General features: G+C 68.8%; 15 protein-coding genes. 3 read left to right on the top strand and 12 right to left on the bottom strand.

What is annotated here, in order from left to right:
* Positions 1-26 precede the first annotated feature (26 nt).
* The gene (locus tag NMI01S_RS14065) at positions 27-365 is read right to left on the bottom strand and encodes an STAS domain-containing protein (protein WP_036501953.1); all 339 of its coding nucleotides are present in this window, start codon (positions 363-365) and stop codon (positions 27-29) included.
* 269 nt (positions 366-634) lie between these two features.
* Between NMI01S_RS14065 and NMI01S_RS14060 the strand changes: the two genes are divergently transcribed.
* Both NMI01S_RS14060 and NMI01S_RS14055 read left to right on the top strand, forming a co-directional pair.
* Entirely contained in the window at positions 635-1048 is a 414-nt protein-coding gene (locus tag NMI01S_RS14060; protein WP_062997301.1) for a phage holin family protein, read from the top strand.
* Positions 1045-1308: a DUF3618 domain-containing protein gene (locus NMI01S_RS14055; protein ID WP_062997299.1), complete on the top strand. Its 264-nt coding sequence runs from the start codon at positions 1045-1047 to the stop codon at positions 1306-1308. The genes NMI01S_RS14060 and NMI01S_RS14055 overlap by 4 nt, the downstream gene beginning before the upstream one ends.
* A gap of 4 nt (positions 1309-1312) precedes the next feature.
* Here the strand turns inward: NMI01S_RS14055 and NMI01S_RS14050 are convergent, their stop codons facing one another.
* The 5 genes from NMI01S_RS14050 to NMI01S_RS14030 all read right to left on the bottom strand — a co-directional run bounded on the left by NMI01S_RS14050 (position 1313) and on the right by NMI01S_RS14030 (position 5757).
* Positions 1313-1651, bottom strand: coding sequence for a hypothetical protein (locus NMI01S_RS14050; protein ID WP_062997297.1), 339 nt, complete (start codon positions 1649-1651; stop codon positions 1313-1315).
* Between the two features lie 333 nt (positions 1652-1984).
* Positions 1985-2740, bottom strand: coding sequence for a methyltransferase domain-containing protein (locus tag NMI01S_RS14045; RefSeq protein WP_062997295.1), 756 nt, complete (start codon positions 2738-2740; stop codon positions 1985-1987).
* Positions 2741-2786: 46 nt separating this feature from the next.
* The gene (locus NMI01S_RS14040) at positions 2787-3533 is read right to left on the bottom strand and encodes an SDR family NAD(P)-dependent oxidoreductase (protein WP_062997293.1); all 747 of its coding nucleotides are present in this window, start codon (positions 3531-3533) and stop codon (positions 2787-2789) included.
* Positions 3530-4552, bottom strand: coding sequence for a phosphotransferase family protein (locus tag NMI01S_RS14035; RefSeq protein WP_062997291.1), 1023 nt, complete (start codon positions 4550-4552; stop codon positions 3530-3532). The genes NMI01S_RS14040 and NMI01S_RS14035 overlap by 4 nt, the downstream gene beginning before the upstream one ends.
* The gene (locus tag NMI01S_RS14030; protein ID WP_062997514.1) at positions 4549-5757 is read right to left on the bottom strand and encodes an acyl-CoA dehydrogenase family protein; all 1209 of its coding nucleotides are present in this window, start codon (positions 5755-5757) and stop codon (positions 4549-4551) included. Before NMI01S_RS14030 ends, NMI01S_RS14035 begins: the two co-directional genes overlap by 4 nt.
* 130 nt (positions 5758-5887) lie before the next feature.
* Here NMI01S_RS14030 and NMI01S_RS14025 point away from each other — a divergent pair, with 130 nt between their 5' ends.
* Entirely contained in the window at positions 5888-6784 is an 897-nt protein-coding gene (locus NMI01S_RS14025) for a TetR-type transcription factor C-terminal domain-containing protein (RefSeq protein WP_062997289.1), read from the top strand.
* A 2-nt stretch (positions 6785-6786) separates the two neighbouring features.
* Here NMI01S_RS14025 and NMI01S_RS14020 read toward each other — a convergent pair whose 3' ends face one another.
* The 6 genes from NMI01S_RS14020 to NMI01S_RS13995 all read right to left on the bottom strand — a co-directional run bounded on the left by NMI01S_RS14020 (position 6787) and on the right by NMI01S_RS13995 (position 12090).
* The gene (locus NMI01S_RS14020; RefSeq protein WP_439956261.1) at positions 6787-9099 is read right to left on the bottom strand and encodes a SpoIIE family protein phosphatase; all 2313 of its coding nucleotides are present in this window, start codon (positions 9097-9099) and stop codon (positions 6787-6789) included.
* Entirely contained in the window at positions 9089-9721 is a 633-nt protein-coding gene (locus NMI01S_RS14015; protein ID WP_062997287.1) for a SpoIIE family protein phosphatase, read from the bottom strand. Before NMI01S_RS14015 ends, NMI01S_RS14020 begins: the two co-directional genes overlap by 11 nt.
* Positions 9714-10112: an ATP-binding protein gene (locus NMI01S_RS14010; protein ID WP_174552734.1), complete on the bottom strand. Its 399-nt coding sequence runs from the start codon at positions 10110-10112 to the stop codon at positions 9714-9716. The genes NMI01S_RS14015 and NMI01S_RS14010 overlap by 8 nt, the downstream gene beginning before the upstream one ends.
* A gap of 17 nt (positions 10113-10129) precedes the next feature.
* Complete coding sequence (locus NMI01S_RS14005; RefSeq protein WP_030518329.1) at positions 10130-10504, bottom strand: STAS domain-containing protein; 375 nt, start codon at positions 10502-10504, stop codon at positions 10130-10132.
* A 12-nt stretch (positions 10505-10516) separates the two neighbouring features.
* Positions 10517-11410, bottom strand: coding sequence for an STAS domain-containing protein (locus NMI01S_RS14000; protein WP_030518330.1), 894 nt, complete (start codon positions 11408-11410; stop codon positions 10517-10519).
* Positions 11411-11562: 152 nt separating this feature from the next.
* Positions 11563-12090 (bottom strand): MarR family winged helix-turn-helix transcriptional regulator, encoded by a 528-nt coding sequence (locus NMI01S_RS13995; RefSeq protein ID WP_084512948.1) that lies wholly within the window; start codon positions 12088-12090, stop codon positions 11563-11565.
* Between the last annotated feature and the right edge of the window lie 139 nt (positions 12091-12229).

Genomic DNA, 12229 nt, shown 5'->3' with positions numbered 1-12229 from the left:
GCTCCCGGTCTGCCGGCCGTCTCCGCTCAGCCCTGGTGCAGCGCCGCGAGCGCGGCGTCGAGCGTGGGATGCAGGGCGAACACCTGATCGAGATTGGTCAATTTGAGCTGTCTGCTGGTGGCCGGTCCCTCGGCGACCAGGACGATGCGCGTCGCGGAGCCGGCCCGCTGATGGGCGGCCACCAGCGCGGCCATGCCGGCCGAGGCCAGGAAACTCACCTGCAACAGGTCGATGATCAGTGCCGCGGGCTTACCGCCGAGGGTCGCCTCGATCGCACTCTCCAGTGCGGGAGCGGTCGCCAGGTCGACCTCGCCGGCCACCGTGAGCACGGTCGCATCGTCGTGCACGCTGACCGAGGTGGTCATCGCGTCGGCGAGGGGATACGCGTCTCCGGAAGTATTGGTCACGGTTGTCAATCTACCCGCTGGGTACCCGAGGCTCTCTCCGGCCGGGCAATTGCTTTCCGGCGCAAGGAGTTAACCGCCCGCCGCACGAGAAATCCGGCGCCCACGCACCGGAAGAGGTGTCGCCACGGATTTCGCGGGTATCGCGAGCAACAACCGGAGAGGCGGTTCGCTCGCGGGCTCAGCGAATTCGCCCGATTCGATCGGTGCCCGGAGGAGTGGTTGGTCAGATGTCGCATATCGAGAACGGCCGAGCGCCGGAGACGGCGTCGGTGGCCGAATTGGTCGGAACCACCACGGAGCAATTGAGCCGGCTGGTGCGCGAAGAGGCGAAACTGGCGGTCGTCGAGGCGCAGGGCAAGGCCAAGCGGCTGGGAGCAGGGGCGGGGATGCTCGGCGCCGCCGCCGTGCTGGGGCTGGCCGTCCTCGGCGCCCTGGTCGCGGCCGCGATCACGGCCTTGGCGCTGGTGCTGCCCGTATGGGCTTCCGCGTTGATCGTGGCCGCGGCGCTGGCCGTGGTGGCGGGCGTCTTCGGCCTGCTCGGGCGGGCGAGCATCCGCAAGGGGAGTCCGCCGATACCCGAGCAGGCCGCCGCGAACGTCCGGGAAGACGTAGCCGTCATCAAGGAGAGGACTCGGCGATGAACATCCCTTCCGATCCGGAAGCGTTGCGTTACGACCGCGATCTGACGCGCGAGGAGCTGGGCCGCACCGTGCAGGCGCTCAGCGACAAACTCGACGTGCCCGGTCGCACCCGCGAACGGCTGCATCGCGGTGTCCGGTCCGCCCAGGACAACGCGGACCGGGCCGCGCAGGTCGTCAAGCAGATCCCGCTACCGGCGATCGGCGTCACCGCGGCGGGGGCGGTCGCCGCGATCTGGCTGGTGCGGCGCAAGCGCGCGTGAGGAGTCAGTTCGCGCCGCCGGTGCCGGGTGGCTCCCCGAGAGGCCAGCGCGCGTAGGTACGTTCCGGCCGCACGGTGATCACATCGGTCACCTCGATGAGTTCGGCCGGGACGATGCCGTCCGGGAAGTGGTCGAGACTGGGCACGATCACCGCTTCGGCATCACGGGTGATCGCCGCGCCGATCAGGAACTGCACCGGGTTGTCGGTGCGATTGCCGAAGGCGACCGTTTCCTCGAGCGTGTAGCCCAGACGTCTTGCCAGACAACGGATCTGCGCCGCATCCCATTCCTGGTGCAGGCGTGAGATCTCCGTGCGCAGAAAGCCGAGTGCCAGAAAAGTCATGGCAGTCCTCCTCGCGTCGTCCGCAATCCGGAACCACCCGGCAGGTGTGCGCCCGCCGATCGGTTCCGCCGCTGTACCTCTCGCGGACAGACCCGCGAATACCTAGCAAACTCCGAAGGTATTTCCCGATCGTGAAAGCGGGCAAACCCCTGTCCGGGGGTTGACGCCTGTGCTCGTCCGGTGCGGTTTGCTGGGATCTGCCGCGGCATTCTCGACGTGAAGGCCGGTTTTCCGTTGATCTTGCGAACGGCGGCGTCGCCCCGGCAAGGGCAATGAGGTCATCTGCATCGCCGCATCGTGTCCGCTCTCCGGCGGGAGTGAGTACCCGCCGGTTCAGGGCTTGACGGCGTCGAACAGTGTGCGCGAGGAGTGCGCGACGAACGGCCCCTCCCGCCGGATCCGGTCGTCCAGTTCCCGCAGCCGGTCGTGATAGCGCTCGACGGTGAATCCGGGGACGAGCCAGATCACCTTGCGCAGGAGGTACACCACTGCTCCGATATCGAAGAATTCCATCCGCAGTCGTTCGTGGCGCAGATCGGTGATCCGCAGCCCCGCGTCTCGCGCGGCGGCGGCTTCGTCGTCGTGGTGGCGTCGGCGCTGGGCCTCGGGCTGCGGTCCGAGGAAGTATTCGATCAGTTCGAAGACGCTGGCGGGTCCCACGTGCTGGGCGAAGTAGGTGCCGCCGGACCGCAATACCCGGGCAATCTCATCCCACCGGACCACGGCCGGATGCCGGCTGGTCACGAGATCGAAGGCTGCGTCGGCGAACGGCAGCGACGCGTCGTCGACGGTGGCGACCACCACGGCGCCGCGCGGATGCAAGCGCGCGGTCGCCGCGGCGGCGTTCGGCGGCCACGATTCGGTCGCCGCCATCGTCGGCGGGAACGTGTCGGCCTCGGCGAGAACTTCGCCGCCGCCGGTCTCGAGGTCGAGCGCCGCCGTCGCGGTCGCCAGACGCGCGCTCATCAACCGCTGATAGCCCCACGACGGCCGCTGTTCGGTGGCCCGCCCGTTCAGCCACTCGAAACCCCAGCCGTCCACCGGCGCCGCCGCGGCGTCGTCGAGCAATTCCTCGAAAGAGCGCTGCATATGCCGCATTCTGCCGCCGGACCGGAATCCGGCGGCAGCGAGGTCACTATGCGCGGTAGGCGTCGGTGCCCGCGCGGGAGAGCACGATGTTCGCAACCACCGCCCGCGACGACAATCGCAGCAGGGCATCGACCATTTCGACGATGTCGCCGACGGCGAGCATCTGCTCCGGCGGGATGCGGTCGTGGATCCAGGCGCTCATATCGGTGTCGACATATCCGGGGGCGAGGGTGGTGGCGCTGATGCCGTTACCCGATTCCTCGGCGTTGAGGGTGGCGATCAGCGAGATGAGCGCTGCCTTGGCCGCGCCGTAGACAGCGAGTCCGGCTTCGGCGTAGACGCCCGTGATCGACGACAGCGCAATCACTTTCGCGCCGCGATCGGGTGCGGCCGCCGCGGCGGCGCGCAGCATCGGCAGCGCGCCCTGGATGAGTTGCAGCGGCGCACGCAGATTGACCGCGAGGGTTTTGTCGAAGCGCCGCACGGAGGTGTCGGCGAGCGGACCGGCGGTGCCGACGCCCGCGTTGAGGATCAGCGCCGACAGGGTGCCGAACCGGTTCGCGTGCTCGGCCACCACCCGCTCGACGCCGTCGGTATCGGACATGTCGGCGGCCACGGCGACGACGTCCGCCGCGCCGGCCGAGCGCAGCTGCCCGGCGACCTCATCGAGGCGTGCGGCATCGCGGGCGGTGACGGTGAGCGAATAGCCTTGTTCGGCAAGCCGGTTCGCGATCCCGAGCCCGATGCCGCGGGACGCCCCGCTGATCAGGGCGGACTTGTGATATCCGGTCACTTCCGGACTCCTTTCAGTGCGCGCAGCCCTGCGGCCATGAACTCCGGTGTGGCCTCGGCCGCGCGTTCGGCGGCGGAACCGGCATCCGAGCCCCGCAGCGCGCGGTGGGTGATGCCCTCTCCGATGACGCCGAGCTTGAAATTGGCCAATGCGAGGTAGAAACCCCAATCACCGAGATCGCGGCCCGAGGCGGTGGCGTAGGCCTGGGCGAGATCGTCGGCGCCGGGCATGCGGTGGCTGGTCCACGCGGCCGGACAACCGAGCACCAGATCGAAGATCGGTGCCCGGTACACGCACATCAACGCCACATCGGTGAGCGGGTCGCCGAGGGTGGACAGCTCCCAGTCGACGACGGCGCGGACCCGGCCGGGGTCGCGCGCATCGAGAATGGTGTTGTCGATGCGGAAGTCGCCGTGCACGATCGAGGCCGGCGACCGGTCCGGCACCGCCTCGGCCAGCGCGGCGTGCAGGGTGGCGACGTCGGGAAGTTCGCGGGTCTTCACCCGTTCCCATTGGGAGGCCCACAGATTCACCTGCCGGGTCACGAATCCGTCCGGGCGACCGAACTTTTCGAGTCCGACCGCGACCGGGTCCACGGCATGCAGTTCGGCCAGTATCCGGACCAGTTCATCGACGGCGGTGTCGATCTGGGGGTCGGTGAGTGCGGCGAGGTCGTCCTGATCGCGGATCACGGTGCCGTCGACGAACTCCACGACGGTCATCGGCGCGCCGAGTGCGGTGCCGTCGGCGTCGAAGGCGACCGTCTTCGCCACGGGCACAGCAGATTCGCGCAAGGCGTGGGTCACCGTGAACTCGCGGGCCATATCGTGCGCGGACGGGGTGAGCCCCGCGACCGGCGGGCGGCGCACGACCCATCTCGACATCTCGTCGGAGGCGACGAAGGTCAGATTCGAGCGGCCGCCGCTGATCAGGTCCACGCGCAGCTCCCCGCGCACGCCGACGCCCTGCCCCCGCAGGAACCGCTCGAGCGCGGCGACATCCATTCCGGGCAGGCTCATTCGGCTTCTCGCAATGCGCGCTTCGCGGCGCCGACCGCACGCTTGGCGATCGCCCACCGATGGACCTCGGACGGTCCGTCGTAGATACGGAAGGGCCGCACCTCACGCGACAGCCGCGCCAGCGGCAGATCGCCGGACACGCCGAGGCCGCCACACATCTGCATACTGCGGTCGACGATCCGGAAAATGGCTTCGGCGGCAAAGGTTTTCGCGATCGAGGTGGCGTTGGCGGCCGGCTCGCCGCGGTCGAGTTCCCAGCACGCGCGGGTCAGCAGGGCGCGGGTGGCGGCGATATCGATCTCGCTGTCGGCGATCATCTTCTGCACCATGCCGAGGTCGCCGAGCCGGGAGCCGAAACCCTCGCGCCGAGCGACGTGCGCGACCGCGACGTCGTGTCCGCGGCGGGCGGCGCCGAGCCAGCGCATCACGTGCGTCATCCGGGCCGGGCCGAGACGGACCTGGGCGTATTCGAAGCCGCGGTCGACCTCGCCGAGAACGGCCGCGTCCGGAACCAGCAGGTCCTCGAAGAAGACCTCGCAGTGCCCGCCGACCATCGAGCGATCCAGTGTATCGAGGTGGCGTCCGACCCGGATGCCGGGAGTGTCGGCCGGTGCCAGGAACATGGTCGCGCCGCCGCGCTGTCCCGGTTCTCCCGAGGTGCGGGCCATGATGATGAAGAAGCCCGCGCCGTCGGCGCCGGTGATGAACCATTTGCGTCCGTTGATTCGCCATCCGCCCTCGGCGCGGACCGCGCGGGTGGCCAGCGCCGACGGATCCGATCCCGCACCGGGCGCCGGTTCGGTCATCGCGAAGGCGGACCGCACGTCGCCGTGTGCGAGCGGCGCGAGATACTGCTGCTTCTGCTCGGGGTTCGCGATGTGCGCGAGCATGTGCACATTGCCCTCGTCGGGGGCGGCGATATTCAGTGCCGTCGGGCCGAACAGCGAATAGCCGGCCTCCTCGAAGACGGGGGCGCGGTCCGACATTCCGAGACCGTGGCCGCCGTATTCGACCGGCGCGTGCGGCGCGAAGACACCCGCCTCGCGCGCGGCCCGCTGCAGTTCTTCGCGGAACGTGTCGCCGCCCGCCGCGGTGATGTCGCCGTCGTGCGCGTCCTCGAGTGGCAGCACCCGGTCGCGGATGAAGTCACGGGTACGTTCGGTCAGTTCGTGTACCTCGGGCGGCAGGGACAGCTCGATCGCCACGTCCACTCCTCGATCTCAGTCGCCGAACGATCGCTCGGCGATCACCTTTCATGCAGACTCGCATGTCACGATAAAGCCTGTCAATTCGGTGTTATTCGCTCGGCGTCACTGTTCAGATATCCTGAACAACGTGGATGGTGCGGAGCAGGATCGACACAATGTGGGCAGCCGGGTGCGGCAGGCGAGAACCGATGCCGGGCTGTCGCTGCGCGCGACCGCGGAACGGATCGGCGTCAGTCCGGCCACCCTCAGCGCGGTCGAGAACGACAAGACCGGCGTCTCGATCGCCCGGCTGCGTGCCTTGGCCGCGGCGCTCGACACCACGGTCGCATGGCTGATCGACGAATCTCCCGCGCCGCGGCCGGCCCGCCCGCGCCCGCGAACGGACGGTATACCGGAGGGCGAATCGGCCCGTGCCTGGCGCGAATTCCCGCCGCTGGACATCGATCCGGTCCTTGCTGCCGCGATCGATTCCTTCGTCGAGACCGGATATCACGGCGCGACCATGCGGTCGATCGCCCACCGCGCCGGGATGAGCGTGCCCGGCGTCTATCACCACTACCGAGACAAACAGGAACTTCTCGTCCGTGCCCTCGACCTCACCATGGACGAATTGCATTGGCGCACGAGGGCGGCGCGCGGCCGGGCGATCGGTGGCCGGGACCGTCTGACCCGCGTGGTCGAGGCTCTCGCCCTGTTCCACACCCATCGCCGCGAGCTGGCCTTCATCGGCGCCAGTGAGATGCGCAGTCTCACGCCGGACAATCGCCGGCGAATCACCGCATCCCGCAACGAGATTCAGTATCTGCTCGACGCGGACATCGACACCGCCCTGGCCGAGGCGAACCTGCCTGCCACGCACGCGCGTGTCGCCGGCCGGGCGATCGCCACGATGTGCACGTCGCTGCCGCAGTGGTTCCGGCTCGACGGGCCCGCGACTCCCGAGCGGATTGCCACCGAGTACGCCGATTTCGCCCTCGGCCTGCTCGGAATCGAGACGCGAAACGCATTACCGGCGACGGACTGAGCTCAGACCCTGCTCGCCGCCGAGAACGTCACCAGCGGCAACTTCGCGGTCAACCGCACCCGCGTGCCGGCATCGGTCTGCTCGATCTCCACCTCGTCGGTGAGGGCCCGCATCATGGACAGCCCGCGCCCGCGGGTGCCCGGATCCTCGGGCTGCGGTCGCCACGTCCCGGTGTCGACGATCTCGAGGCACACCGCGCCGCGCACGTGGGCGGCGGTGAGTGTCACGTGGCCGGAAGAGTCGGGAGCATACGCGTGCTCGATGCTGTTCGTGCAGGCCTCGTTGGCGGCGGCGACCAGATCGGCGGCGAGGTCGTGACCGACGGCGGCCGCGGACAGCCACGACGTCAGCGCGCGGCGCACACTCGACAGCCGTGCGGGTTCGGCGGGGAGGTCCAGATGCAGCGGCCGCGGCGGCTGGCGGTAGACCACCATCGCGATATCGTCGTCGTAGCCGGCGTCGGGGCGCAGCCGCGACAGCACCCCGTCGGCCACCTCGCGCGGCAGATGCGTTGCCGCGCCGGACAATTCGTCGGCGATCTGATCGAACCGGACGTCGATGTCGATGCCGCGCTGCTCGACCAGACCGTCGGTGAACAACACCAGCGTCGAGCCGGGTTCGATCGCGGTGGTCGCCTCGGGCCGGTTCGGTGTGTCGAAGGTGGCCAGCGGAACCGCGCGGCCGCCTTCGAGCAGCCGGCCGGTCTGTTCGGGCGCCGCCAGCACGGGCGGCATATGCCCGGCACTGGAGTACCGCACCAGCCCGCGGGCGGGATCGAGGATGGCGGCGCAGACCGTCGTGCACATGGCGCCGGGGATGCGGGCGGCCACTGCGTCCAGTTCGGCCAGCAACTGGGCGGGCCCGGCGCCACGCAGCAGCAAAGCCTGTGCGGCGGTGCGCAATTGGCCCATCACCACAGCCGCGGACAGGCCACGGCCGACGCAGTCGCCGACGACGATGCCCAGGGTGCCGTCGCGCAATTGCACCACGTCGTACCAGTCGCCGCCGATCTCGAGCGGGGGCAGCGCCGGCTCGTAGTGCACCGCGAATCCGGGCGGCAGTTCGATCGGCCCCAGCATGGCTCGCTGCAGCGTCAGCGAGGTCGAACGAGCCTGGTCGAAGTTGCGAGCGCGCTGCACGGCCAGGCTGAGGTGGCCGACCAGCAGCGAGAACAGCGCCCAGTCACCGGAGCTGATCGCCCGCGGCGCGGCGAAGCGCACCCACAGTGCGGCGTCACCGGTTTCGCCCAGCGGCGCCACGATGCCCTCGGAACTCGCCGCGCCTTCGGGAATGGCGAACATGGCGCGATGCGGCCGCATCCGGGTGCGGTCCAGCAGCGCCCGCGCCCGCGCGTCGATCACCTGACGGGACACCGCGTCGCCGCCGGCCACCGGACCCGAGACGTACAACTCGGGTGCGGTCTGGCGATTCGCCCACATCGACACCACGGCGGTTTCCGCGCCGATGGCCCGGCGCAGTTCCTCGAGGCCCACCGACAGCACCTCGGCCACCGTGGTGGCGGCGCCCACGGCGGTGGCCAGCCGCGACACCGCCTGGTCGCGAGCCTGTGCGTCGTGTTCGGCGGTCACATCGCGGATGGTGCCCACGAAGAGTCGCTCGTCGTCCTCCGGATTGCGCAGCGACGACGTACTCACCGCCAGCCACACCCGCCGCCCGTCGCGGTGGCGCGCCGGCATCACGAATCGCGCGGCCTCGGTGCCCAGCGCCGGATAGTGCGTGGCCGATTCGTCGTCGGTCCACGGATGCGGCAGCGGGTAAGGGACGGAGTCGGGCCCGTATCCGGTCAGCGCGCCGAACGCGGAGTTGACCTCGGCGATGGTTCCGTCGTCCGCGGCGACGAAGAAGCCGTCCTGCAGCGACTCCACCAAGGCGGTGCGGAAGGCGTCGCGGCCCTCGAGGTCCTCCGCCCGCAGCCGCTGCAATTCGTAACTGCGGGTGCTGTCGAGAAAGCCGCGGGTGGCGACATCGAGCGCGGCGAGGGTTTGCAGCAGGAACTCCAGCGCCGCCTGCGCGCGCTGCGCGGCATCACCGTCGAGTTGCTGCGCAGCGGGGCCGGCGATCAGGCCCTGCTCGTCGAGCAGCCGGAAGTGGTGCTCGGTGAGATCCAGAATGCTCACACCCTCGACCAGTGCGCGCCGGCCGAGTTCGTATCCTTCGGCGAGTGTGTTCTGGGTGGGTGAATCCATGTGCAGCCGAAGCGCATTCGCATACGCCTCGCGAAACGCGGCCAGCACCGCGCTCATCGCCGCACCCGGGGTGCGCTCGTCGGCCGGCCCGGCCGGCTCACGACGCACCCGCGATCGGACCGCGGTGGCGCGCGGCCAGGACCAGCGCGTCGTCGGTGTCCTTGACGTGATGGCGCAGGATGTCGTCGGCGATATCGGTGGTCGGCTGCGCCAGATCCAGGGTGTCGACGAAATCGCTGAAGATGCCGTCGGTCGACATCACCAGCACATCACCGGGCCGGATCGCCACGGTCTGGGTCTGCAGATTCGGCGGCAGCAGATAGCCGACGATCCCGCCGGTCATCAGCGCCGTCGCGCGGACCGCGGGCTTGCCGGGGCCGACGGCGACCACCCGGGATTCGACGTTGCCGACGCCGAGCCAGTGCAGTTCGTCGTCGCCGGTGAACAGGACCAGCGAGACCGCGGCGCCCCGGGTGTCGGCCATCGCGCGATGACACAGCACCATCAGCACGTCGAGTGGTTCGGCGCGATTGTCGGCGAGTACCTGCGCGGCCCGGTCGGCAGCGTCGGCTGCGGCGGCCCCGTGTCCCAGTCCGTCGAGCACCGCGAACAGCACCGATCCGTCGCCGGCGTCGAGTACCACCGACCGGTCGCCGGAGACACGCTGGCCCGGCAGGGCCCGGCCCGCCACCGCCCATTCGACAGTGCCGACCGATCCGTCCTCATGCACCGGTGGGTACCCACTTCCACATCTCCACCAGCGTTCCCTGTCCGGGCGCCGACTCCACGATCAATCCGTCCATCAGCCGCCGCGCGCCGGGTAATCCCAGCCCGAGTCCGCGGCCGGTGGAGTAGCCGTCTTCCAGCGCCCGGGGGATGTCCCGGATACCCGGCCCCTGGTCCTGGGCCTGCACGACCAGTGCCCGGCGGCCGTCGCGCTCCTGCACCGCGACCCGGATCTCACCGGTTCCGGCGTAACTCGTGATATTGCGGGCGATTTCGGAGATGGCCGTGGAAATCATGGTGATGTCGGTCAACGTGAAACCCAGCTCGGTCGCCAGCTCCCGCCCTGCCTGACGCGCGGTCACGATGTCGCCCGACACCTTCACCGCTATCACCATGTTGTCGGAGGCCACGATCACCGACCGCTTCGCCGGCCGTTGGGCAGCTGTCTGTTGAGCCAGGCCAGCCCCTCCTCGAGGTCCAGGGCCGTGTGCATACCTTCGAAGGTGAGACCCAGCTGGACCATCGCGAACGCCACTTCGGGCTGCAGACCGACGATCACCGTCTCCGCACCCCGCAGCTTGGTCATGTGCGCGATGGTACGCAGGGAGCGCGCGGCGAAGGAGTCCATGACGTCGATCGCCGTGACGTCGACAATGATTCCCTGGGCACGATACTTGCTGACGTAGGTCATCAAGTCGTCCTGCAGGCGTTCGGTATCGGCGTCGGTGAGCGCCGATTGCACGGACGCGATCAGGTAGGTGCCCTGCTTCAGAATGGGTACCGGCATGAGACGCCTTGACTACCGTCCGTCGCGGTCGGTGAGTCTCGAGATCTCGTAGCCGAGCAGTCGCTCGGCCTCCTCGATACCACCCTGTAGGTCACCGACCGCGTTCATCTTCGTCAGATCGAGGCCGATGGTGACCAGCGCGAGCGCGATCTCCGACGAGAGGCCGGTGATGATGACGTTGGCGCCCATCAGATTCGAGGCGTCGACGGTCTGCACCAGGTGGTTGGCGACCGTGGAGTCGATCATCGGGACACCGGTGATGTCGATGACGACCACCTTGGCGCGGTTGGCGCGGATCGCGCGCAGCAGCTGTTCGGTGAGCTGCCGGGCGCGCTGACTGTCGAGCACGCCGATGATCGGCAGAATCAGCAGCTGCTCGCGCACCTGCAGCACCGGCGTCGACAGCTCGCGGATGGCTTCCTGCTGCTGGCGGATGACGCGCTCGCGCTCCTGCACGAACGAGATGGCCACGGTGTTGGCGATCCGGTTGGCCGCGGGCTCGTAGGCGTCCAGTACCCGTTTGAGCAGTTCGAAGTCGGACTGGTACTTCTCGAACAGGCTGCGCGCGAGCACATCTCGCAGCAGCAGCACGATGCCGACGACCTCGTCGGTTTCGACGCCTCGCGGGATGATGCGTTCGGACAGATCGCGGGCGTAGGCCTGCAGGGCCTCGACGCTACCGGTTTGCAGCGCCTCGACGTAGTTGTCGTAGATGGAGGTGGCCTCGGAGAAGATCTCCTCCGGGGTCATCGCGGTCAGCAGTGCGGCGTCCCCGATACGACGTGCCCATTCCTCACGTAGTTCCGTGCGGTTTTGACGCAGATGTTCGACCAGTTGTGGCAGCAGATTCTCGACCGGACCTGCCGGTATGGAATCCGGAGAGAGGCCGATGGACACGTCGGACATGAAAACTCGTGCCCCTTTCCTAAGGGAGGTCGGTTCGTCGGGGTCGCTCGTACGTGGCTGCCGTCGAGAAGCCGCAGTCGAGCCTAGTCTCACTCGGTACCCGCTGGCGAACAATCGAAACATGTCGCGAAGGTGTGTGCTCGGCCACCCCATCAGCCGGGCTGCGGACTGGGTTCGCGAGGCAGGGCGCCGCTGTGGTCGATACAGGCCTCGCCACCCGGGTCCGGCGCGCGATGATGCGTCAGCAACGTGTCGTAGATATCGGCGAGTGCGGCCAGCTGGTCGCGGTCGAGGACGTCGATCATGTGCCGCCGCACGCTCTCGACGTGGGCGGGAGCGGCGGTGGCCAGCACTTCCGCGCCCTTCGGAGTGAGGACGGCGGCCGTGCGGCGGGCATCGTCGGGAATGGCCTCGCGGGCGACCAGCCCGCGCTTCTCCATGCGGGTGATCTGGTGGGAGAGCCGGCTCTGCGACCATTCCAGCACCGAGGCCAGTTCGGCGAAGCTGCGCCGGTGGTCGGTGGCGTCGGCCAGCCGGGCCAGCACCGTGTACTCGACGTAGGTGAGATTCGAGGCGCGCAGGGAGTCGCGGCCGACGGCGGCGGCGATGAGATCACGGGTGAAGACGAAGCCGAGCCACGCTCGCGTTTCGAGATCGTCGAGCCAACGGGGTTCGGTCACGATTCCTCTCCAGGGTTCTGCGTCGGTCATGGTATTGCCTTCCCGCTGTCGGCGATACCCGAACTCGTGGTATCGGATCGACACCTACACCCACCACATTGAAGGTGCAACCTTTGTACTCGGCAATGAAGATTAGGCT

The sequence above is a fragment of the Nocardia mikamii NBRC 108933 genome, from assembly GCF_001613505.1.
Lineage (GTDB): Bacteria > Actinomycetota > Actinomycetes > Mycobacteriales > Mycobacteriaceae > Nocardia > Nocardia mikamii.
This window is presented reverse-complemented; position numbering and strand designations above follow the sequence as displayed.

What these genes read in the sequence shown, in the direction of transcription:
- NMI01S_RS14000 (WP_030518330.1), bottom strand. Translation starts at nt 11,410, where the DNA reads ATGTCCGACGTGTCCATCGGCCTCTCTCCGGATTCCATACCGGCAGGT.
- NMI01S_RS14065 (WP_036501953.1), bottom strand. Translation starts at nt 365, where the DNA reads ATGACCACCTCGGTCAGCGTGCACGACGATGCGACCGTGCTCACGGTG.
- NMI01S_RS14050 (WP_062997297.1), bottom strand. Translation starts at nt 1,651, where the DNA reads ATGACTTTTCTGGCACTCGGCTTTCTGCGCACGGAGATCTCACGCCTG.
- NMI01S_RS14010 (WP_174552734.1), bottom strand. Translation starts at nt 10,112, where the DNA reads ATGGTGATAGCGGTGAAGGTGTCGGGCGACATCGTGACCGCGCGTCAG.
- NMI01S_RS14005 (WP_030518329.1), bottom strand. Translation starts at nt 10,504, where the DNA reads ATGCCGGTACCCATTCTGAAGCAGGGCACCTACCTGATCGCGTCCGTG.
- NMI01S_RS14045 (WP_062997295.1), bottom strand. Translation starts at nt 2,740, where the DNA reads ATGCAGCGCTCTTTCGAGGAATTGCTCGACGACGCCGCGGCGGCGCCG.
- NMI01S_RS14035 (WP_062997291.1), bottom strand. Translation starts at nt 4,552, where the DNA reads ATGAGCCTGCCCGGAATGGATGTCGCCGCGCTCGAGCGGTTCCTGCGG.
- NMI01S_RS14055 (WP_062997299.1), top strand. Translation starts at nt 1,045, where the DNA reads ATGAACATCCCTTCCGATCCGGAAGCGTTGCGTTACGACCGCGATCTG.
- NMI01S_RS14060 (WP_062997301.1), top strand. Translation starts at nt 635, where the DNA reads ATGTCGCATATCGAGAACGGCCGAGCGCCGGAGACGGCGTCGGTGGCC.